Annotated in this window: 29 protein-coding genes; 17 read left to right on the plus strand and 12 right to left on the minus strand. The window is 57.7% G+C overall.

The features are described 5' to 3' along the window. Positions 1-141 precede the first annotated feature (141 nt). Both SPHINGO391_RS11335 and SPHINGO391_RS11340 read left to right on the plus strand, forming a co-directional pair. The gene (locus SPHINGO391_RS11335; protein WP_152008930.1) at positions 142-336 is read left to right on the plus strand and encodes a PLD nuclease N-terminal domain-containing protein; all 195 of its coding nucleotides are present in this window, start codon (positions 142-144) and stop codon (positions 334-336) included. An 18-nt stretch (positions 337-354) separates the two neighbouring features. Then, positions 355-570 (plus strand): hypothetical protein, encoded by a 216-nt coding sequence (locus SPHINGO391_RS11340; protein WP_152008931.1) that lies wholly within the window; start codon positions 355-357, stop codon positions 568-570. 318 nt (positions 571-888) lie between these two features. On the opposite strand, the gene SPHINGO391_RS11345 is transcribed toward SPHINGO391_RS11340, so the two are convergent. Then, positions 889-1,473, minus strand: coding sequence for a sigma-70 family RNA polymerase sigma factor (locus SPHINGO391_RS11345; RefSeq protein ID WP_152008932.1), 585 nt, complete (start codon positions 1,471-1,473; stop codon positions 889-891). A gap of 1 nt (position 1,474) precedes the next feature. Next, complete coding sequence (locus tag SPHINGO391_RS11350) at positions 1,475-1,672, minus strand: NepR family anti-sigma factor (RefSeq protein WP_152008933.1); 198 nt, start codon at positions 1,670-1,672, stop codon at positions 1,475-1,477. A 141-nt stretch (positions 1,673-1,813) separates the two neighbouring features. Between SPHINGO391_RS11350 and SPHINGO391_RS11355 the strand changes: the two genes are divergently transcribed. From SPHINGO391_RS11355 to SPHINGO391_RS11370, 4 genes are all read left to right on the plus strand, one after another. Beyond that, positions 1,814-2,626, plus strand: coding sequence for a response regulator (locus SPHINGO391_RS11355; RefSeq protein WP_152008934.1), 813 nt, complete (start codon positions 1,814-1,816; stop codon positions 2,624-2,626). 45 nt (positions 2,627-2,671) lie between these two features. Further along, positions 2,672-2,836, plus strand: a complete 165-nt coding sequence (locus tag SPHINGO391_RS11360) for a DUF1328 domain-containing protein (RefSeq protein ID WP_152008935.1) — start codon at positions 2,672-2,674, stop codon at positions 2,834-2,836. 101 nt (positions 2,837-2,937) lie between these two features. After that, positions 2,938-3,948, plus strand: coding sequence for a PAS domain-containing sensor histidine kinase (locus SPHINGO391_RS11365; RefSeq protein ID WP_152008936.1), 1,011 nt, complete (start codon positions 2,938-2,940; stop codon positions 3,946-3,948). A gap of 154 nt (positions 3,949-4,102) precedes the next feature. Beyond that, positions 4,103-4,438: a hypothetical protein gene (locus SPHINGO391_RS11370; RefSeq protein ID WP_152008937.1), complete on the plus strand. Its 336-nt coding sequence runs from the start codon at positions 4,103-4,105 to the stop codon at positions 4,436-4,438. An 11-nt stretch (positions 4,439-4,449) separates the two neighbouring features. On the opposite strand, the gene SPHINGO391_RS11375 is transcribed toward SPHINGO391_RS11370, so the two are convergent. Next, positions 4,450-5,700, minus strand: coding sequence for a DUF2254 domain-containing protein (locus SPHINGO391_RS11375; protein ID WP_152008938.1), 1,251 nt, complete (start codon positions 5,698-5,700; stop codon positions 4,450-4,452). Positions 5,701-6,006: 306 nt separating this feature from the next. On the opposite strand from SPHINGO391_RS11375, the gene SPHINGO391_RS11380 reads away from it, so the two are divergent. The 4 genes from SPHINGO391_RS11380 to SPHINGO391_RS11395 all read left to right on the plus strand — a co-directional run bounded on the left by SPHINGO391_RS11380 (position 6,007) and on the right by SPHINGO391_RS11395 (position 7,708). Beyond that, positions 6,007-6,207 carry a hypothetical protein gene (locus tag SPHINGO391_RS11380; RefSeq protein ID WP_152008939.1) on the plus strand — a complete coding sequence of 67 codons (201 nt, stop codon included), beginning with the start codon at positions 6,007-6,009 and terminating at the stop codon, positions 6,205-6,207. Between the two features lie 27 nt (positions 6,208-6,234). Next, the gene (locus SPHINGO391_RS11385) at positions 6,235-6,543 is read left to right on the plus strand and encodes a pyridoxamine 5'-phosphate oxidase family protein (RefSeq protein ID WP_280177936.1); all 309 of its coding nucleotides are present in this window, start codon (positions 6,235-6,237) and stop codon (positions 6,541-6,543) included. A 114-nt stretch (positions 6,544-6,657) separates the two neighbouring features. Further along, positions 6,658-6,855 carry a CsbD family protein gene (locus tag SPHINGO391_RS11390; protein WP_152008941.1) on the plus strand — a complete coding sequence of 66 codons (198 nt, stop codon included), beginning with the start codon at positions 6,658-6,660 and terminating at the stop codon, positions 6,853-6,855. A 64-nt stretch (positions 6,856-6,919) separates the two neighbouring features. After that, the gene (locus tag SPHINGO391_RS11395; protein WP_152008942.1) at positions 6,920-7,708 is read left to right on the plus strand and encodes a Crp/Fnr family transcriptional regulator; all 789 of its coding nucleotides are present in this window, start codon (positions 6,920-6,922) and stop codon (positions 7,706-7,708) included. Between the two features lie 44 nt (positions 7,709-7,752). Here the strand turns inward: SPHINGO391_RS11395 and SPHINGO391_RS11400 are convergent, their stop codons facing one another. Next, the gene (locus tag SPHINGO391_RS11400) at positions 7,753-8,070 is read right to left on the minus strand and encodes a hypothetical protein (protein WP_193217263.1); all 318 of its coding nucleotides are present in this window, start codon (positions 8,068-8,070) and stop codon (positions 7,753-7,755) included. Between SPHINGO391_RS11400 and SPHINGO391_RS11405 the strand changes: the two genes are divergently transcribed. The 7 genes from SPHINGO391_RS11405 (at position 8,071) to SPHINGO391_RS11435 (ending at position 13,576) form a co-directional block, all read left to right on the plus strand. Continuing rightward, a complete protein-coding gene (locus SPHINGO391_RS11405; RefSeq protein ID WP_193217264.1) occupies positions 8,071-9,552 on the plus strand; it encodes a CHASE domain-containing protein in 1,482 nt (493 codons plus the stop codon). Positions 9,553-9,731: 179 nt separating this feature from the next. Beyond that, positions 9,732-10,850 (plus strand): AI-2E family transporter, encoded by a 1,119-nt coding sequence (locus tag SPHINGO391_RS11410; RefSeq protein WP_152008944.1) that lies wholly within the window; start codon positions 9,732-9,734, stop codon positions 10,848-10,850. A 122-nt stretch (positions 10,851-10,972) separates the two neighbouring features. After that, positions 10,973-11,887 (plus strand): PRC-barrel domain-containing protein, encoded by a 915-nt coding sequence (locus SPHINGO391_RS11415; RefSeq protein ID WP_152008945.1) that lies wholly within the window; start codon positions 10,973-10,975, stop codon positions 11,885-11,887. A gap of 127 nt (positions 11,888-12,014) precedes the next feature. Then, a complete protein-coding gene (locus tag SPHINGO391_RS11420; protein WP_152008946.1) occupies positions 12,015-12,350 on the plus strand; it encodes a DUF883 family protein in 336 nt (111 codons plus the stop codon). 4 nt (positions 12,351-12,354) lie between these two features. Next, positions 12,355-12,768 carry a hypothetical protein gene (locus tag SPHINGO391_RS11425; RefSeq protein ID WP_152008947.1) on the plus strand — a complete coding sequence of 138 codons (414 nt, stop codon included), beginning with the start codon at positions 12,355-12,357 and terminating at the stop codon, positions 12,766-12,768. Between the two features lie 52 nt (positions 12,769-12,820). Continuing rightward, positions 12,821-13,021, plus strand: a complete 201-nt coding sequence (locus SPHINGO391_RS11430; RefSeq protein WP_152008948.1) for a hypothetical protein — start codon at positions 12,821-12,823, stop codon at positions 13,019-13,021. Between the two features lie 39 nt (positions 13,022-13,060). Further along, a complete protein-coding gene (locus SPHINGO391_RS11435; protein ID WP_152008949.1) occupies positions 13,061-13,576 on the plus strand; it encodes a DNA starvation/stationary phase protection protein in 516 nt (171 codons plus the stop codon). Positions 13,577-14,443: 867 nt separating this feature from the next. Here the strand turns inward: SPHINGO391_RS11435 and SPHINGO391_RS11440 are convergent. The 8 genes from SPHINGO391_RS11440 to SPHINGO391_RS11475 form a co-directional block, all read right to left on the minus strand. Continuing rightward, positions 14,444-15,133, minus strand: coding sequence for a hypothetical protein (locus tag SPHINGO391_RS11440; protein ID WP_152008950.1), 690 nt, complete (start codon positions 15,131-15,133; stop codon positions 14,444-14,446). After that, on the minus strand, positions 15,130-15,930 hold the full coding sequence (locus tag SPHINGO391_RS11445; protein WP_152008951.1) for a hypothetical protein: 801 nt from the start codon (positions 15,928-15,930) through the stop codon (positions 15,130-15,132). Before SPHINGO391_RS11445 ends, SPHINGO391_RS11440 begins: the two co-directional genes overlap by 4 nt. A gap of 139 nt (positions 15,931-16,069) precedes the next feature. Next, entirely contained in the window at positions 16,070-16,714 is a 645-nt protein-coding gene (locus SPHINGO391_RS11450) for an SOS response-associated peptidase (protein WP_152008952.1), read from the minus strand. A 537-nt stretch (positions 16,715-17,251) separates the two neighbouring features. Further along, complete coding sequence (locus tag SPHINGO391_RS11455) at positions 17,252-17,671, minus strand: thermonuclease family protein (RefSeq protein ID WP_193217265.1); 420 nt, start codon at positions 17,669-17,671, stop codon at positions 17,252-17,254. A 334-nt stretch (positions 17,672-18,005) separates the two neighbouring features. Further along, the gene (locus SPHINGO391_RS11460) at positions 18,006-18,191 is read right to left on the minus strand and encodes a hypothetical protein (RefSeq protein ID WP_152008954.1); all 186 of its coding nucleotides are present in this window, start codon (positions 18,189-18,191) and stop codon (positions 18,006-18,008) included. Positions 18,192-18,196: 5 nt separating this feature from the next. Further along, positions 18,197-19,561, minus strand: coding sequence for a DUF4041 domain-containing protein (locus SPHINGO391_RS11465; protein ID WP_152008955.1), 1,365 nt, complete (start codon positions 19,559-19,561; stop codon positions 18,197-18,199). Positions 19,562-19,690: 129 nt separating this feature from the next. Next, positions 19,691-20,530 carry a DNA adenine methylase gene (locus tag SPHINGO391_RS11470; protein ID WP_152008956.1) on the minus strand — a complete coding sequence of 280 codons (840 nt, stop codon included), beginning with the start codon at positions 20,528-20,530 and terminating at the stop codon, positions 19,691-19,693. 181 nt (positions 20,531-20,711) lie between these two features. Continuing rightward, positions 20,712-20,945: a hypothetical protein gene (locus tag SPHINGO391_RS11475; protein WP_152008957.1), complete on the minus strand. Its 234-nt coding sequence runs from the start codon at positions 20,943-20,945 to the stop codon at positions 20,712-20,714. Positions 20,946-20,960: the final 15 nt, after the last annotated feature.

Genomic DNA, 20,960 nt, shown 5'->3' on the forward strand with positions numbered 1-20,960 from the left:
CGGTTCCGTCCACCTGCTCTCTCTTGAAGCATCCGGCCCATCAACTTTCCGACCCCGCGTGGAACATTCGCGTTGCTGCGGCGTTGTCTGGCAGGGCGCGCGCTCTTGCGCGGCCTGCAATCGGCATCAAGGAGTATTATTATGGGTATCGAAGTTGGCGGCCTGCTCGGCCTCATTCTTCTCATCGCCATGGTTTGGGCGATTTTCAGCATTTTCCAGTCTTCGGCCTCGACCGGCGCGAAAGCCCTGTGGACCGTGCTGATCATTGTTCTGCCGGTGCTCGGCCTTATCATCTGGTTCCTCGCCGGCCCCAAGGGTAACACCCGAACCGCTTGAATGTGAGGAAGGCCGGAAATGTCATCCAACACGCATCCCACACTCGCCGCGCAACTGCTCGAGCTGGAAGTCATGTCTGACGACAGGCATGTCCCCGACGACCCGGCCAGCCGGGAAGCCCAGCTCGAAAAACTGGAAATGCAGGCGGCGATGCTGCTCAGGGCAGCGACCCGGCAGGGGAATGCGGGTTCCGAACAGCAGAACGGTGAAATCGAACCTACAGCAAAGGAATAGTGCAGCCACCCATGTCATTCAGACGTGCTGAACTTTTCCCGTCCGTAAAAGGCGCGCCCCGGGGTCCCGCACCCACTGGTCGCGCCTTTTTTATTCACGCCTCTCCATCCATTCAGTGATACATCCAATCCCGGGAGAGTGGAAGTTTGCACCCTCAGGCGGCTCCCTTGGACGGTCCCATCCCACTCTTCTGTCCGGCTCGTTTGTCGAAGTGCCGTCAAGCATCAAAATGACGGCCCGCTTGCGCAGGCCGTCCTTCGAATACTCGTTCGCAAAGCCCTTTTGTCCATGGTTTTTGCAAAAGCTGTGTGTGGACCGTCAGCGTCCGGGAAACGCCTTGTTGACGAGCGGCCTCGATGTCTCGTCTGGGCCGTAATCGCTCTCGCCATCGATGGTCAGCAATTCCTGCAGCTTTACCCGGGCCCGGTTGACACGGCTCTTGATCGTGCCGACCGCAACGCCAGCAATTTCGGCGGCTTCCTCGTAAGAGAAGCCTGAGGCGCCGATGAGCACGATGGCTTCACGCTGGTCATCAGGAAGGCTGTCGAGAGCGGTCTTGAAATCGGCCAGGTCGAGCTTGCCATACTGCTCGGGGTGGGTTGCCAGATTGCCGGCAAACACGCCGTCCGGATCGGGGAGTTCACGCCCCTTCCGGCGCATCTGGCTGTAAAACTCGTTGCGAAGAATTGTGAAGAGCCATGCCCGCATGCTGGTCCCGGGCTGAAAACTCTCCTGTTTTCCCCACGCCTTCATCACTGTTTCCTGCACCAGGTCGTCAGCCTTGTCGTGGCGACGCGCCAGGGAAACGGCGAAAGCCCTCAGACTTGGCAGAACTGCCAGCATCTCGCGCTTGAAGGAAAACAAGCTCGCTGTTTCGGCAGGAATGGGCTCAGGAGTACCCATGTCAATTAGCTCCATTGGAGCCACCGGAACGTTCCGCAGCATCAAGTTTCTCAAGTAAATTGAGCAGGTTATCCGGAATCGGCTCCTGCTCAACCGACGTGTAGTACTGCTTGAGTTGTGAAGCTATCGCGTCGGTCGACCCAAGGTCGGACCGCGCCCCCCGATTTTGTGAGCCGCCGTTGTCGTCTCGATCAATCATGCCCTTGCAAGCCCTTTCCGAATGAACACATAGTGAGAGAATGCGCCACGCAAAAAAAAGTTCCAAGTGTTCGGAACTTTTTTTTGCGTGATGCGTTTCGAGTAAGTTGCCACGTCAAAGTGGACTACAAAGGGGTACCTAATGACCACACTGTCCATGCGCATTGCGCCGCACCTTCCTTATCTCCGCCGCTTTTCTCGGGCGGTGACCGGATCACAGACCTCCGGCGACGCATATGTTGCCGCGACGCTCGAAGCGCTCATCGCCGACTTGAGCATTTTTCCAAAGACTGGCGATGACCGGGTCTCTCTGTACCGGCTGTTCTCACAACTCTTTGATACGCTTTCGGTTCCAATTCCGGAAAATCCGACGCCATTCGGCTGGGAAAAAAGAGCTGCCACAAATCTTGAAGCGGTAACACCGCAGGCGCGCAAGGCTTTCCTGCTAATTGCGGTCGAGGGCTTCAAGCCGGCCCAGGCAGCGGAGATTCTCGATGTCGATGAAGACAGCTTCAACAATCTGCTCCAATCCGCGTCGATGGAGATTTCCCGCCAGGTGGCGACAGACATCATGATCATCGAGGATGAACCGCTCATAGCGATGGACATCGAGGACATGGTTGAGGCCCTTGGCCACCGGGTCACCGGCGTCGCCCGCACGCATGCCGAGGCAGTCGATCTCTACAAGCGCACCAAGCCGAAAATGGTCCTCGCGGACATTCAGCTGGCGGATGGCAGCTCTGGCATTGACGCGGTCAACGACATCCTCAAGGACGAGACGCTGCCGGTGATCTTCATCACCGCGTTCCCGGAGCGGCTGCTCACCGGTGAGAAACCGGAACCGGCATTCCTGGTGACCAAGCCTTTCAACCCCGACATGGTCAAGGCGCTGATCAGCCAGGCGCTGTTTTTCAACGCCGCAGAGGAAAACCTTGAGATGACAGGAACCAATTAAATACACGGGCGTTGTGGTGGCATCGAACAACAAAGGAGAAATTCGATGCTCTATTACGCTCTTGTGTTTCTGGTCGTGGCCATCATCGCCGGTGTGCTTGGATTTGGTGGTATCGCCGGTGCTTCGGCCGGCATTGCACAGGTCCTCTTCTTCCTCTTCCTGGCGTTCCTGGTCATTTCTCTGGTCCTGAACTTTGTTCGAAAAGTCTGACCCGTTCCAAGACCGGTACGACGACACCGTTTGAGGCGCCGGGCTAGTTCCGGCGCCTTGTCACATTAAGCCAAACTGAGCATGCGGGTGGCAGTCCAATCATGAACAGCACATCGGTAAACGAGTCTGACCGTCTGAGATTCGTACTCGCTGGACTGCGCAGCGCCGGCGTGTCGATGATGTATCAGGATACCGATCTGGTCATACGTTTTTCGGCCAATCTGCCGGAAACATGGTCGCTTGGCGGCGACCTCGATGGGCGCACGGACGAAACCGTCTTTTCACCGCCGCACGTGGAGAAGGTTCTTAGCGCCAAACGCGGCGTGATCGCCAACGCACAGCCAACCAAAATCGAGATTCTGCGTGATGTCGACCATGAGCGGCACTGGTACATGCTCAACATCGAGCCGGACATGGATCCGCAGGACAACGTGATCGGCGTCTTCACGACGATCACCGACATAGATGATCTCAAGTATCGCGAGACCGTGCTCAAGACGCTTTTGCGCGAACTGAGCCACCGCTCCAAGAATCTCCTCGCCATTATCCAGTCCGTGGCCTCACAGACCGCGCGCCACTCGCAGGGACTGGAAGACTTTCTTCTCGCCTTTCGAAACCGGGTACAGTCAATGGCCCAGTCGCAGGATCTGGTAACCGCCTCGGACTGGCGCGGAGCCGAACTTTTTGCGTTGACCCAGTCGCAGCTGCAGCCGTTGATGGGAGACCTGCCCTCGGGCTTCACAATGGTCGGCGAAGACGCCTACCTGTTTCCGAACGCGGCTTTGCATCTGGGTCTGGCCCTGCATGAATTGACGATCGATTCTCTTGCGAGAGGCGCCCTTGGGCCGGCAGGCGGAACTGTGGAGCTGTCGGCCAGAGAGCAATCGAACCCGGATGGTTCGCCCGAACTGCTGTTGACGTGGACCGAAACTTACGCTGTTCGCCAGGCGGAAAAAGAAGGAACGAACAAGACACGCAACGGCTTTTCCGGCACCGTGCTTGGACGTATCGTTCCACAGGCACTTTCGGCTGCTGTTCATCACGAAACGAACGCCGACAGCATGGTCTACCAGTTGATCATTCCTGGCAGCCAGTACGAACTTGAAGGCTGACGGAACAAGGTGCAGTGCGGGCGCTGATGACCTTTTACGCTCGCGCAGGTGCGCAGTCATCTTTCCCGACTTGTTTACCTGAATTTAACCCCTCTCCTTGGCGAAAGGGAACTTCCCTGATGCGTTGGCGTTGTCGTGCCAAAGGAGACGTGTCATGGAACACATTGCCGCATTTATGATCCTGATCGCTTGCAGCGACGATCTGCAGGCATGCAATGAAATCCCCGCACCGGCCATTGCCTACGAGACCGTGCAGGAATGCGAGGCCGAACTGACCACGGCCATGCGCACCATCTCCGCGTCGCAGGACAATTCCTACGGCAAATGTATCGAGATCGACCCTGCCTTGTTTTATGAAGACGTGGAAATCGTCTGGGATGTTACCCGAAACGAGGGCTTGGAAGTCACCCTTGAAGTGATCAATCCGCAGGTCGCCATCCAGTCGATGGCCCGCGCCGATCAGGTGGAAACCGGCAACAACCTGAACTGAGGCTTTCGGCCTCACCCATCAACCTTGAAATCGAGACGTTTGCGAAGGAACTCGAGATCGGATTCGATCGGATCGCCGGCGCGTGCAGTATCCAGCAACGCCCTGCCGTGCTCGGCGATCAGCTTCTTCGCATCCGGTCCGGCAATCTCGTAAAGCGAGTTCAACACGACACCGAGGTGATCGAGCATCAGAATATTACCCCTGGATGCCTGCCGCAACGGATGCAACGTCATGTTGAAGAGATCCTCAAGGGAAAGCCCGGGCACTTTCAAACGTGACGTGCCGTCCTCATCCGCTCGCACATCGCCGCGCAATCCCTCCGACACAGGCTTGGCCAGCGCCGCGGCGACGCGATCGACACAGGTGACCGCCGTGAAACTGTCATTGACCCCCGGTGACAATGCCCGCAGCGCTATCTCGAGCAGGATGCGGACCGAAAACCTTATGTCGTCTATCGCGCCCCGGTAAGGCTGCAGGGTAATCGCCGAGGTGAGCGCCTTGGATGCTTCCTCATTGTCCTGGTGGAACCCGGCGACCGCAAGACACTGCCCGGCAAGAACGAAATCTCCCGGCGCTACGCGTACGGCTATCGCCGTGTCGTGTTTACATGCAAGTTTGATCAGCGCAGTTTCGTCGAGCATGGTCACGTAGCCGGATTGCCTTGCCTGAACGACACTCTCCAACCCATCCTCGTCGAGATCCTGGTTTCCATTGTCGGTCTCGGCGAGAAGGGAATTGACCTGCCTTTCGAGTTGCTCGGATATTTTCGCCACTTCGGCATCAATGGTGACGCTGCGCGAGACCGAGTGAACGAAATGAATGACCTGAAGGACCGACAAGGCGGCCAGCAGGAATGCTATCGCTATCGACAATTCCGGCCGCAGGTCGGGTCCCGAGGCACGCAGAACGGTCAAGGCGTACAGGAAGGTTCCACCCAGCAGACCAGCGGTGATCTGGTTGACCCGGTCGCGCGAAAACCGCTGCAGCAGGCGGGGGGCGATGTTCCCGGCGGCAAGGGTAAAGACAACCAGCATTATCGAATAGACCATGCCGAGCGTTGTGATCGCCGCGGATGCGATCGTGGTCAGCAACGCCCTCGCGGTTTCAGCGGAGATCGCCAGCCAGAACGGCAGCGGATCGCCGATAACGGTGAACTGGGTATCGACCCAAATCATCGGGAATGCCAGCAACCAGAGCCCCACCGCAATGGCACCCGGAACGCCGAGCAGGCCGTTAAGCGTCACGAATGACCGGAAATTCATTGAGCAGATCCCTGGGAACGAACCGAAAGGTGAACCGGCGCGACCAGCCAACCGGAGATAACGTCTTACAACTTAGAGGTATGGGCGAAATAGGCAATCCGCCGCGCTTCGCTCATGCACGCCACGCCATGCCACGAAGACAAGTTTCTGCAGCAAACATCAGACGCGGCGGACCAGGAGATGGCAGGCGAAAGACCCATTCCGGCCGATGGCTTCCCGGCGAAATCCGACCTCAAAGTGCAGGAAGCAGAAGGAACCTGAGGGCGGTTCGTGCGTTGGTTCGGCTCAACAAGGAAAGGGTTCCATATGGCAGATCTTCACAAAACACGACATGAACCGATCAAGCAATTGTTCGAGATCCTCGACGACACCCACGCGGTGATGGCCGGCCTGGAAAAGCCCGGGCACGGGATGCAGCCGATGGCGCCGCAGGTTGACGAGGACCGGCGCGGCATCTGGTTCTACGCCAAGCGGGATTCGGAAATGGGTTCGGCCATCGCCAGCTAGCAACCGACACGCGGGCGAATCTGCGCCATCAGCCCTGACCACGATTACCATGCGTGCATTTCGGGCACGATGAGCGAGGAAACCGACCGGTCGATGATCGATGCATTCTGGTCCCCCGCTGTCGCTGCCTGGTTTGAAGACGGCAAGGAAGACACCAATCTGATCATGCTGCGGTTTGACGCGTCGGAAGCAGATGTCTGGGCATCCTCGGGCAGCGGCATCCGATTTGCCTGGGAGATCGCCAAGGCGAATGTCACCGACGAGGAACCCGATGTCGGCGAGAAAACGCATCTGGTCTTCCCTCCGGTGGCGCCCGCCAGCCAGGCGGCACAATGAGTTTTTCGAAGGACAATAGGAGGGAACCAAACACTGCCCTCCGCGTTGTCAGCACAGGCCGGCAAGAACCTTCCAGCAAACGGCCGAAAGATTTGATCAAAAAGGAGAATTCGAATGAACTGGGATATCGTTGAAGGCAAATGGAACGAATACAAGGGCAAGGCTCAGGCACAGTGGGGCAAGCTCACCAATGACGACCTCGACGTCGTCGAAGGCCGCCGGGATGAACTGGCCGGCAAGATCCAGGCCCGCTACGGCAAGACCCGCGACGAGGCGGAACGTGAAATCGACGACTGGCTCGGCAGCAAGTAATCTATTATCCTGCCAAGGCCCGGCAACGTGATTGCCGGGCCTTTTTCTTTCTGAAAGCGCGTCGATGCCAGCTGACAACCAGAGTGCCATTCCCGAAAATGCCAGCCCGCTCGTGCGCCGGCTGGGGCGGTCTGTTCTCCTGACTTCGGAAGAAGTCGATTATCTCGAAACCATGCAGGTCAACCAGGCCTCGATTGGCAAGGGCGACGAGTTCATCCATGATGGCGAACCGCTCCGTGTGACCTTTCTGGTCCGGCGTGGCTGGGTGATCCGTTACCGCATTACGCCTGCAGGCCGCCGGATCATTATCGGCGTCTCCCTGCCCGGAGATTTCATCGGGCTGCATGTGAACTTCACCCACTCGGCAATTTTTTCTGCCGCCGGGCTGACCGACACGTCCCTCGCTTTGATCGAACCGGTCCGCATCCTCGAAATCCACAGGCGGTTTCCGGTGCTTGCATCCGGACTCGACTGGATGTCGGTGCGCCACTCCAACATTCTTTCAGAGCACAAGGTTTCGCTCGGCGCTCGAACGGCTGCCCAGCGTATCCTGCATTTCCTGCTTGAACTCTGGGTCCGGCTCGAACAGGTCGGGCTGGCGAATGGCAAGGGCTTTGAACTTGAACTCACACAAGAGCAGATCGGCGATTGCATGGGGCTGTCCACGGTCCACGTTAATCGGTCGCTCAGCCGCCTGAGCAAGGAAAACCTGATCAGGATGGACAAGGGCAAGGTGATGTTCCCGCAGGTGTCGAGATCCGTCAGTTTCGCCGATTTCGACGACCGTTTCCTGATGGAGTTCGAGACGAGGGACGAAGGGATGTCTGTCAGCAAACACATCCGCAACGCCTGAGCAGCGACTTAACCTGTGTAATAGACGCCGCCCCGGTGAAACAGCTACGGCTGAGCACAACGCGCTTGCCCGGCCGATTCTTGTGCGGCTTTTGGTATCATCCGTTGGCCGACGCTGCGTCTGCATGACCACCCGACTTGCAGGATTTGCACAAAACGCTTAGCGGGTTTCACAAAGATTTTTCGAAAGAGTGCAATTTGTTCTACAGGCTGCAACCAGTACTGGTTTTTGTCGTTGTCGCATTTGTCGGCATGCTGACTGCGGTCGCCTCTTGGTACACTATCGATCAGACAAACCGGTTGGCTTTCATCAACATAGCCGAGGACGCCGTCCAACGGGTTGGGGATCGCATCGAGAACCACATGCTTCTCATCAAGTCGGTGGAGGCGCATTTCCAGGCCGTAGGCGAAGTTCCCTCGGTCGGTGAGTTTCAGGTGTTCGTCAGCCACCTGCAGAAAACCGAGCAGTTCAGCGGTGTCCAGGGGCTGGGCTTTGCCCGCTATGTGGAAACCGGGCCGGCATCCGATCAGGCGATTTCGGCGGAACTTGCCCGCAACTACGGGCTAGATCGCACATCCTGGCCGGAAACGGCCGAGGGGTACCGGACACCCATCGTCATGCTCGAACCCTCGAACGAAGCCAATATGCGGGCTCTGGGCTTTGACATGTATTCCGAACCGACACGCCGTGCGGCCATTCTGGCGGCGCTTGCCGAAGCGCGGCTGCGCGCCTCGGGCACTGTCGAACTGGTCCAGGAGGATTCGCAGAACCCACAAGCCGGGTTTTTGATGTACACACCTTTCTTTGCCGCGAACTCCGGACGGCTGCTCGGCCTGATCTACGCACCATTCCGCATTCCCAACCTGTTCGAATCCGCGCTCAGGCGGCCACCGGTGCTCCCGGTTCACATCACCGCCTGGGACGGGGAACCTGCAGCTGCAAACCTGATCTACACCACGGAGGGCCAGGCCAGCACGCGGATGGATGCCTCGCCCGCCACGGTGATGTCGGTGGAGGTTGCCGGACGGGTCTGGACCATCGAGATCCGGCCTTCGCAGGACTACCACCCACCGGTGGACCAGACCCGGACAATCATGCTGGCAATTGCCGGCTTCCTGCTGGCGGCCGCACTTGCCGCCTCCTCCCGTGCCCAGCAACGCACGATCGAGGTCGGCGAGGCCTTGCGGCAGCACTCCGAGCGGGCCCTGACAGACAGGGAGTTCCTGCTTCAGGAAATGAAGCATCGGATCAAGAACATGATTGCCAGAGTGCTGGCAATGTCGCGCCAGACCGCACGATCCGCTGATTCACTGAGCGACTTCACCGAATCCTTCAGCGCCCGCCTCCAGGCAATGGCCGCCTCGCAGGACCTTCTCGCCCGCACCTCGTGGCAAAGCGCCGACCTGCAGACATTGCTGGTTCAGGAACTCAGGCAATTGTTCGGTCCGGATTTCAACGAAGGCCAGCTTCAAGGCCCCGACATCAAGCTCAACGAAGTTGCCGCGCAGGCCTTCGGCCTTGCCTTCCACGAACTCGCCACCAACGCGCTCAAATATGGCTCAGCGCGATCAGACGAAGGCGAGCTGAACATCTGGTGGCGCATAGAGCGTGAGCCCGGCAGGGCGGAACACCTCGTCTTCTCCTGGCGGGAACGCAGCAAGACGGCGCTTGACGAGCAGGACCTGAGCGCCATCACGAGAAAAGGCGGGTTCGGAACCAAACTGCTCGATGCCACGATGCGCGTCGAGCTCGGCGGAAGCATCACCACTTCCCCGGACGAATTCGGTATCGATGTGACGATCAAGGTTCCCTACGAGCGGGTCAAGGTCGCGCAGCAGGCCTAAGGCCCTGCCAGTCCAGGCGGGCATCCCAGCCGCACACACCACCCTGCCCTTCAGCCATATAGGCTGCCTGCCAGGCACCATCCTTGCCCGCGAACACTCCCAGGTGCTCGCGGAACCAGACCCCTTAAAGGGAACCAATGTCATCAGCCGGCATTGTTCGTGTTTAAAGGGATATCTGCATGAAGCGTCTTTACCGCATGGAACCCCCGGTTGTGCGCATTGCTGCCAAGTCAGGCATGGACGCCGGACTGCAGTCGACTGCCCGGATCGCGCTGATCATAACCGGCATCGTGGCGGCACTCGCCGCGCTTGATTTCGGACAGGCATTCCTGGCCCCCGTCTGCCTGGCGGTGGTGACCGGGCTGATGGCTTCGCCGGTCGCCTCGGCGCTGGAGCGGCTGATCCCGGCTTCACTCGCAGCTGCAATCGTCGTTGTCCTGTTTGTGGCCCTTATCGGCTCCGCGGTGGCGCTGTTTTCCATGCCGCTGTCAATATGGACCGAAAGACTGCCCGAAATCTGGCACGAGATGCAGCGGCACCTGCTCAATTGGCGCACCGTGTTCGACACGCTTGGCGGGGTCCAGGAACAGATCCGCACCATTGCCGGCGGCAAGGCCGAGATGACCGTCGATATCGCCGACACTTCGACGGTTCAGGAGATCGCGACCCTGGCTCCGGCACTGGTGGCGCAGATCATACTGTTCCTCGCCAGTCTCTACTTCTTTCTCGCGACCCGGCATTCGATCAGGGCAAGCGTGCTGTCGCTGTGCTTCAGCCGCCACTCGCGGTTGAGGACAGCACGCATGTTCCGGGATGCGGAATGGTTCGTCTCACGCTATCTGCTCTCGATCACCGTGATCAATGCGTGCCTCGGGGCTGCCACGACACTGGTCATGTGGATGCTTGACGTGCCGCAACCCTATCTGTGGGGCATGCTGGCGTTCTGCCTCAATTACATCGTCTATATCGGGCCGGCGGCAATGGCCTTGATCCTGCTCGGGGTCGGACTGGCGACGTGGGATTCGCCGCCGGCGATCTTCCTGCCGATGGCAGCCTATCTGACCCTCAACATGATCGAGGCGCAATTCGTGACCCCTCAGGTGATCGGGCGATCGGTCACTCTCAACCCGTTTTTCGTCTTCCTGTCGCTGTCTTTCTGGATCTGGATCTGGGGTCCGGCGGGAGGCTTGCTTGCGGTGCCTTTCCTTCTCATCGGCAATGCCGTGATCAGAAACTCCCTGCCTGTGCGGGGCGCGCCAAGCGCCCGGATCGCTCACAAATCAGACAAAAAAAGTTGATGCCGGCGGGAACATTGGACATGGGCCGGCGTTGTTGAGCTGTAAACGCCGCCGAGCCGACCCAGCGCTCTCACACACGGTTCAGCCCGGCGGGCACCTTTCGATGCAAAGAGGAATTTATCATGTTCAAGATGCTTTTGGCCAGTACCGCACTCGCAACAATGGTTACCACGTCTGCGATGGCGGCCAGCGAAACCACCACCAACACCGCAACCACCACTTCCGGCTCCGAGACCGTTGTCATGACGGACAAGGACGCTGCGATGCACATGAACAACAATCTCGCCAGCAACCTGATCGGCTCGTCCGTCTATGGCTCATCCTCCCAGGATGCAGAAATGATCGGCGACATCAACGACATCGTCATCTCGCCTGAAGGCCAGGTGGCCTCTGTAATCGTCGGCGTCGGCGGTTTCCTGGGCATTGGCGAAAAGGACGTTGCGGTGGAGTACAAGACCATCGAATGGGTCGAGCGCGATGGCGAGCGTTGGCTGGTTGCCAACATGACCCGCGAGCAGCTTGAAGCGGCTCCCGCGTTTGATCGCAACACGCTTTACTCTGACGACCGCTCGGCCGACGCGATGACCAATGGCATGGCCGCTGAAGAGCGGACCGCCGAGAACGTCGAAAACGGCGAAAGCGCAGTTGAGACGGCCGAGAACCGGACCGAGCAGACGATGGGCTTCGACCGCTCGGCCATGACCCCGGTCTCAACCGACCAGCTGAGCGCCGACAACCTGATCGGCCGCACGGTCTACAGCGCCCAGGACGAGAACATCGGTGAAGTCGGCGACGTGCTGCTGACAAGCGACAACAAGGTCGAAGGCTTCATCCTCGATGTCGGCGGCTTCCTCGGCATGGGCGAGAAGCAGGTCGCGATCTCGCCTGAGAACCTGGACATTCGCGCCGATGCCGATGGCGAGCTGACCATCTTCACGCCGTTTACCGAAGAGCAGCTGGAAGCTCAGAAAGAATATTCTGAGGAGAACTGGGAAGCTGAACGCGACAGCGTGATCCTGGTTGTTCCGGCCGGCTAACACGTCAGCCTGCCCCACTCCGCTGAGACCGCCGGGGCATCGTTCCGGCGGTCTTTTTTTGCCTTTTCCGGGAACCTTCTCATTCGGGGCGCGTTGGTTGGGTGAAATCAAACAAGGAGACATCAAGATGGCTGCGACCAGCAAATCCACACGTTCCAATGGCAACTCCAACCCCGCTGTTGAAGACATCGCGGCGCATGCCGCACGCATACGAGAGGATCTGGCAGCCCTTGGCGAAGCGCTCGCTGGAGCCGGCGCGGTCCAGTCAGGTGTCGCCCGGGACGCGGCCGAGACCAAGATCGACGAGCTGCTCAAGAACGGCGAAAAGGTCGTTGCCGATCTCTCCAACCACTATTCGCGGGCCGAGCAGCAGGTCAGCACCAAGGTGCGGGACAATCCGCTGCAGGCGCTCGGCGTTGCCGTTGCTGCCGGTTTCTTCGCAGCACTGCTGATGCGTCGCTAAGACCATGTCACCGGCCTTCCCCCTGACATCTCTTGCCTCGGCCTATGCCGGGGCGAAAGCCCGCCAGATACGTCGTGACGCCATCCTCTACGGCTTCATCGGTCTGATGGCGCTGGTGGTGTGCCTGGCGTTGTTCAGCGCGTTCGCGGTGTTCGTGGCCCAGAGCCATGACATCTTGACCGGGCTGCTTGCTTCCGCCGGGCTTGCGGTGGTGCTCGCACTTCTTGCGCTCGGCATTCGATCGCTGCTGCGCCGCCGGGCCCGCAGACGAATGGCGACGACCGTGGCAACCAGCGCGACAGCCCTGTCGCTGACAACCGCTTCAGGGCTCATCAGCCGCAACAAGACAGCAGCGATCCTGACCGGAATCGTGCTCGGCGCTGTCGCAGGTTCGATGGTGCGCTCCGAACGGAGTTGACCCACGAGACCGACACGACGGGTCGCCAACACACAAGTACCAGGAGCAGAAAATGAATGAACCGACAGATCCAATCAATGTTCGTCAGGCCCGCCAAGGCAAGCCGGTTCTCGTCATCCTGGCGGTAAGCCTGTTCCTCGCGGTTATCGCCGGGTGGGTTCTCTGGGGCGCCGTTGCAGAAGACGTTGATCAGCCGATGGAAGCATCTTCGATCAGCCAGCAACTGAGCCTCGGCTATCCCGCTTTTGCCTGATCATCTCAATCAAGATTGTTTTTTGGAAAGGAAATCATCATGGCCAAATCAGCTATCGCCAGCCTTCAGCCCGAAGCCTCCAACGACCGGATCAACACCGGCCTCAAGGCAGACTACCGCAGGTCGATGTCCAAGGATCTCTCCGACATCCTGGCAGCAACCTATCGTCTGACCATCAAGAGCCACATCTATCACTGGAACGTGGTCGGCCCGATCTTCAAACCGATCCATGAGCTGACCGAAGAGCACTACAACGAACTCTTTGGTGCGACCGACATCATCGCCGAACGGATCCGTGCACTGGGCCACCTGGCCCCGGTCAGCCTCGGCATGGCATCGGATTTCGCGCCGACCAAATCGGATGTCGATCAGGCTTCGGCGCATGACATGGTCGCCGACCTCATCAAGGATCACGAGCAGGCTGTCCGAGACATGCGCAAGGCGGCCACCACCGCCGGCGACAACGACGATTCCGTCACCGAGGACATGCTGACGGCTCGTCTGACCTTCCACGAGAAGGCGTTGTGGATGTTCCGCGCCGTGATCGCCGACTGATCTCCGACAGACGTCGCGATTACCAGATTCAAGGGGACAGACGGCCAAACCGGCCTCTGTCCCTTTTGCTGTGGACGTTCTCAACCACTTATAGACACAAAAAAACCCGCCGGAGCGGGTGTTTTATGGTGCGGTCGAGAAGTGTGGGATAGTTTAGTATTTTCAATAGCCTAACGCCCCGCACTCGCCCAGGTCTTGAATTGATTTCATTGACAAACCAGAAGCGCGCCCCGCACTTTTTCGCCACTTCGTCAGCTTCTCTGACCTCCTTTGGGGTGTAGAGGTGTTGTTAGCGTGCCATGAATCCGGCGGTCACAGCCCCAATAGGCCAGAAGAATACGTGATCGCTACCATTGGGTTCAGAAAGTCTGCGGTTGTCGGGACTTGAACAGATTTACGAGCAAGTCACGGATGAGAAGAAACTGTGGTGATTCCGTGTCCAGGTCTTGAGGGTTAAGTTCGCAAGCAATCCCGATCGCAGCGTGAGCACTATGGACATTTCCATCAGAATCAATCCTGCAATCATCGACGACGCAGAAGACGCGTCCTTCGTGGCCTTCGATGCGCTGACCCCGTATTGCTGATGCGGTGCAAGGGTACGCCGAATGTAACTCACTTCCGGCAGGACAGCTTGAAGAGAGGATCTCTTCTAGCTCGTTGGCACAGTACCTCAAGCGCCAAACCGATAAATCTCCCTTCTTCAGGTCGCTTGACTTAACAAACGAGTTTTTCAAGCCTCCGGCCTTTTTGAAATGAAAGGGAGAAAAGGCCGCTCTGGATACGTCCTCATCACCTTCGACCACTCCCGGGGAAACATCCGGAAAAAGCGATTCGGATTCACGTGAGCAGGTCGCAGAACATGACATTTTATTTTGTTATTTCGGCAATATCATCTTCCATGAAGTAGGCGGAGATTGCTTGGAGTTGAGCCGAGTTGAACTCCTCGAATTTGCTACCCTCCACGCTGACGCGGGTATACGTCACCACAATTTTTCCCTCACCAATGAAATTCATGGTGACCGCGGAAAGCGCATCTCTACCGAACCAGCGAAATGATACGTTACCGGTCTCGTCATCAATCTCTACGTCAGGGTTTCTGGCATCGATTTGGGGATAAACGGTTAGTATGTCTCGGCCAATCGACGACTTTGGGGCCGCAGACCCCTCGCCCGCCCAGCCTTCCTTTAGACGACCCAGCTCAGACACGATCCTCATGGCCCAAGACGTGGCGGAGTTATGAACTACTAGCCTATTGCGCCCACTCGATCGGGAGTAAGGCTCAGCAGCGAGGCCTCGAACAACAGTTGTTGAAACACTCCATTGATGATTACCAGCGCCGCCCACGATCACTGGTTCCATGAACAATCTGGACATGACAGGTTCAGTACGTGTGAAAGCCCGCGAATAGCTAGGAACGTCTTGGTCTGAGATCAGAGGGCTAGCGGCAAAATAGGAATCATGATCATCGACAGATGCATCATCAGAATCACTGAAATACACCTTCGCACGACCAGCAAGCAGTCCATCCGGCAAAGCCACAGTTGACAATCCGCTCATACAACCTCCAACCCAATTGACCTCAAGACAGAGTCATGAAGCAAATCGACTAACATTTTCTTATTTCGTTCATGCATTTCGTTCATGCAAGACTGGATAAATGGCCTATTCCCTTCGAACTTGGCATTAAGCTTTGAAATATTGACGAATTTTTGAAAGTGAGTGATCGATACACTCACACCCTTTGTAGGGTTATCTATCGCATCAATATTAAGGTTCTGAAGGATCCTCGCTTCGTTTTCTGCATCCTCAAACCAGCCAGTATGAGAGTGCCAAGGGTAGTCACGTGAAGCCAGCCTCTCTGGGAGCGATCCATGACCTGAAATTAGGTCAAGCACCGAGCTCCGTGTGGGAGATAGGAAGCGATCAAGTACTGTCATTTCTATCTCGACCAACTCAACTCCTTCCTTGGAATGGCCTGCGAAGTGGTCGAGGCACTGATATAGGTATTTGTCCGCTCTGGACCAAACCTTATCCCACCTAGTATAGATATTGCACAGCACATCGATCTGATTTCCGACGGCGTTAAGTGACCACGTGGGGCTCCCATTTGGCTGAAGGAAGCTGAATTCGATGGTTGGCACCTCAAGCTGACGTCCCCCAACATCCACCGCCGCGACGCCTTCGCTGAACGCCGGCAACGCATCGGAGAAAGCTGCACGAAGCGGGTCGACATCAAAGAACGCGCGACGAGGCAGAGCACTCTTTGCCTTTAGAGAGAACTTGACGCTCTCAATAGCATGGTCCTCATTCACTGGGGAAAAAGGTAGACGCTCGCCAGTTGGCCCAAGTGACACTTACCCCTCCCGATTCCATGTACAAAACGTAACTGTCTTATGCTGGCCAATCGATAGAGAGTCAAATTCCGCCTGTTTTCTGAGGCGAAATAACTCAGCGGTCTCAGGCCAGAAAAGCCGGGGTATAGCAGGCGATCCGTCACGCAACGTCCACGATCTCCAACTGTTCATTCTCGAGAGGCCGTTGCAGCGCCTTCGCTTCATCCCATGGTGCCTGCAGCCACATATCGATTTCTTCCTGTGTCGTCAGGATCACCGGCATCGCCTTCTTGTGGATCGGTTCGACAACCGCATTGGGTGAAGTGGTCAGGAAGGCATAGAGATCGGCCTCGATCTCCCCCTCTTTCAGCTTCCGAACGCTGGTCCACCGGGTCCAGATGCCGGCGAAAACGAAGAGCGGCCGCTCTTCGTTGAGAGCGAACCAAGCGTTCGGGGTCCGGCCGCCCTCCTCTTTGCTGGCAGGATCCGGCTCGGCAAATTCAGTCACCGGCACCACACACCGGCTTTCAACACCCAGCCAGCGGCGCCAGTGCGGCGATGAGGCATTGCGGACGTTCGTCACCCCCTTGTCGACCTTCTTGCCTTCCAGGAACTTCTGCGGCGTCGGCATGCCCCAGCGGGCCCTGACCAGCTCACGCTTGCCGTCTTCGCCCGTTCGCACGATCGGCGCTTCATAGTCCGGGTAAATCTTGCCGGTCTGCAGGTTGCCGGCGTGGTTTACAACTGACCGTGTAAATTCAAGGATCGCTTGCGGCCCGACAGTGATATTGTAGAGGTTGCACATGAGTGGTCTCCTTCGGTTGGAACCAATCGCAATCCCAGTCTCAACGCAAGCTCCTTTGCTGCAATGTCCGGCCCGTTTTCCACGCCGTCGACGTTCAAGCGCAGGCGCGGACGATCAGGAACCCTTATTGGTTGCTGTGCCAATCGATGATTTTGGTGCACAGGATCCCAACAAACGGCTCAAAAAATATATGTTTGTCCGTCCCGTCGGGTGTGAATGTTACGAACACGTCATCCACTAGCGACCAAGCCCCGATAATCTCTCCGTCGTCGGTGATCACGTCACCATGATCATGTCTTCCATAACCGACAAGCTCAACTGCCCGATGTGCCATCAACATCCCTCTAGCCTCTGTGGTTGCTATGTAGGAAGGATGGCGTCGCGCTCGGAGTTGGTAAACTGTGCGATCTCAGCTTTTTTGGATCGCTGTCACTAAATGCACCTATTTTCGAGCAGCTTGTTTCTCGAACCCTGTTGCTCAAATACACTATCGTAAGCGCCATGTTTGGCCCCGGGGACTGGTCCCGGCCCGAACGATCACTCCTCGTAAACGACAGCGAGACCCAGCTCGAGCATCCAGTCGTTCACCAAGTCATCGCCGTCGTAAATCTTCACCAGGTACCGACCGTACTTGCCTACATCCTCGTCGCCACGCTTGTTCTTGACGGTGCAGATGATGAGTTCCCTGCCTTCAATGCGCTGCGCCAGAGCGTCCTTGGCCGCCCGCCATCCGTCCATGGTTTCTTTTCGGCGCTCCGGGGTATCGATACCGAACAGCCGCAGGTGCTCTTCACGGCGCCATGTGTTGAAGCCCAGGTCGACATCGGCAACCACGGTATCCCCATCAATCACCCGGACGATCTCGGCTTTGTATTGGTAGAGCCCGCAAGCAGGATCGGCGGCAGCCGGCAGACACATTGCAGCCAGCACTGCCCAAGCGAGAATTGATCTCATCATTCCGGCGTCCTCCATTTGTCAAGAGCAGCGTAGTAGGCGCTGTTGTTCCCACTATTCTCTATCTGGCTCAGGGTTATGGCGACAATGGCGCCGCAATGCCGGCACTTGAACCGGGCGCCGACATACTGCCGATCGGCCGAGAGCTTGGTCAACTCTATATCGCGATGAACGGCGCAACCCCGGCAATGTCCGGTAAGCTTGTAGCCGTGCCGGAGAAGATCACCGAAGGTTTGAAGCGAAACAGAGTGCGCTGGTTGGGACATGACAACGAATCTTCATGGCTGCGGTCCCCGCCTCTTCATCAGCCATTCAATCGTCGTCTGCAAGCCCCTAATCACACTGATGGATCGTTGCGATCATTCCGGATTTCAGCTTCGAGTTCTTTTGCCTCATGGTCAGCGAGATCAAGAAGATATCCGAGCATCGAAAATTGCTCCTTCTCTGCAACTTCCATCAAGCGCTTGACCGCGCCGCGCACGTACAGAACTCGCTCCAGCCTTCGCGTGCTCTCTGCGGTCATCGAGTTCATATCTCGGCGGGAAACGCGGCCGATGCTTGCTCAACAGGAACCGCAAGCATCGCATTTCGCCTGGCGAGCGTCTCACGATATTCCTGCGCCTCGATGTCCTTGAAGAACGGGGCGTCGGGCGCAAGTCGGATGACGGCCGACTCGACCTCATCGATTGATGCGCGGAAGAACTCCTTTCGCATGTTTTCGGTGTTAACGCGGGTGCTTTCGAACTCGGCATGAAGAGCACGCTCCAAAGCCGGGGCATCATCGCTGTAGATGATGGCATGGGTATCGAACAAGAACGGCACACTCGCATCTCCAAGCTCTCGAACCCGATCAGAGGGATCCAGACGGCGAGTCAATCCGATCTTCACGACGGACTCTCCAAACGACCCGACATTTGAAATGATGTAAACGTAGCCCGACTTCGTTTTCTCGGCCATCGCCTGCGCTCTTTCGACCTTCTCATGCGCGGCAGCCAAGTCTTCCTCAAGTAGGCGGATTCGCTCGCTATAGCTCTCCAACTGCGGACCAACCGCGCCTTCAGCTTCTGCCCTGGCCTTCGCGAGTAGCCTCTCGTAGCGAGCTTCTTCCTCTTCTGCTCTCTCCATGTCACGCTGGAGTTTCTGCTCCTCTCTGGCAAGCCTGGCCAGCTCCGCACGTTCGTCGCGCTCAGCCTTCTGCTTCTCTCGATACTCGTGAGTCAGATAGAGTTCCTGTAGTTTCAGCTTCAGGTACTCATCCGTGACATAGGTCGTGTTCGAGGCATTCAGCTTGTCAATTTGCTGCTGCGCGTTGATCAGCCGTTTTTCCATTGCGTTGACATTGTTCCAACGCACGTTCGCGATCGCGGCGTCGCATTCGTTGTTGAAGGCACGCAGAGTGAGGCGGATATTCCGGCCAGTCATCGTTTGCCCCTTTTTGAGGCTGCCATCGACCTGCCAGTCAGTTTTGCACACAACAGCTGTTTTCAGCGAGACCATTGTTTTCTGGGCTTCTCGAACCCGCAGGATCGCTGCCTTGAATTGCTCGCTGTCGCTATAGTCGAAATGAGGTTCGTAGACGCCCATTTCTGCAAACGCCAATCTGTCATCGAAAACAGCCACCTGCTTGAGCAATCGATCGTGGATGGCCTTCTTCTCGGAGTAGTCATTCTTCAAATCAGCGATCGAGGCGTTGAGTTTTGCCTTCGCCTCCTGGAGCACACGGACCTCCGCCTCCTGATCAAGGATGGGCTTGAACCGCTCTTCAAGCGCGCTCTTCTCGGCCCCAATTCGTTTTGCTTTCCTCCATTGCAAGAATAGCAGAACTCCAAGCCCGATCGCGAGCAGCGGGACAACAAACAGGTAGACGAGCGCCAGTATGGTGGATTGGTCCATGATACCCTCCGCATTATCAGATGAAGCTATCGGCAGAATTGCAACGACGCAACAGCGCTACCTTTGCGTATGCAGCACATCGCTCTGTGGCAGCGATGGAGGGAAGGATCCAGAGGCGGTTGCGCCTGTTCACCCCCTCGGCAGATTCACTGCCGCGGGCTCCTTGTTGTCGAGAATAATAACCTCCCCCACCTTGCTCCCTTCGCCTCCATGCAGCGTGTAGGTCAGCCCCACGTCCGCGAAACGGAACTCCGAAAACACATTACGCACCTCTGGCCGGTCATTCAGCGACAGAATGAACCTGCCCTTGATTCCGGCCAGCACCCTGGCCATGCGCGCAAAATCCGATCGGCTGAAGACACCCGGCCCATAGTCGCCTTCGTTGCCGAAGTATGGCGGGTCCAGATAGAACAGCGTCTCCGGCCGATCGTAACGCTCGATGAACTCTTGCCAGTCCAGGTTCTCGATCGTCACGCCGGCGAGCCGCTCGTGGATCTCGGCCAGCATCGGACCGAGGAGATTGACGTTGAAACGGGCGCCGCCGGTGTAATCGACGCCGAAGCTGCGGCCGCTCACCTTGCCGCCGAAGGCAAGCCGCTGCAGATAGAGGAAGCGGGCAGCCCGCTCGAGGTCAGTCAGCGTCGACGGATCGGCCTTGTTCAACCGCTCGAAGTCCGACCGGCTGGTGATCTGGAATTTCAGCGCATCCATGAATTGCGGGTAATGCCGCTGCAGGATCCGGAACAAGGTGGTCACGTCGCCCGAACGGTCATTGATGACCTCAGAGCGCGGAACCTGGCGCCGGCGCAGAAACACCCCGCCCATGCCTACGAAAGGCTCGGCATAGATGCCGTGCGGGACCTGCTCGATGATGGAGGCGACACGCTGCGCAAGCTGCTTCTTGCCGCCGATATAGGCCGCCGGCGGCGAGACCGGGCGGACTTCTGTGAAGGAAAAGAGTTCGGTCATTGTGGTGAGACCCGTTTTCTGACACACCGCTGATGCCCGCGAGGGCCCGGGTGCGACGGTATCTCAGGTGCTGTCGGGCGGGATCACCTACGCCAATAGGCCCGCTGTCATGAGCCCCTGCAAGGGCTCTTGGCCACCCGGGAACGACGGCAGGTTTGTGCTGCCGCCGTCCCCAATCAGGCTATGCCGGAGTGAAATCCACGAAATACTGCCCGCCCAACTCGAAGGCTTCGAGCGCGGCGGGGTTGGTGATGGTCATCTTGATTTCGCCCTGCGGCGTCCATTTCGACCAAAGCTTGTTGGCGTCATCGTAGACCGGGCCAAGCACCACCTCGCCCGCCTGGTCAGCCTTCGGGTCACCGTTGTGGTGGTTGATGATCTGCTTGACGAAGAACTTCGCGCGTACCTTTGACATGGTCTTCTTCCTTTT

The organism is Hoeflea sp. EC-HK425 (assembly GCF_902498795.1).
Taxonomy (GTDB): Bacteria; Pseudomonadota; Alphaproteobacteria; order Rhizobiales; family Rhizobiaceae; genus Hoeflea; species Hoeflea alexandrii.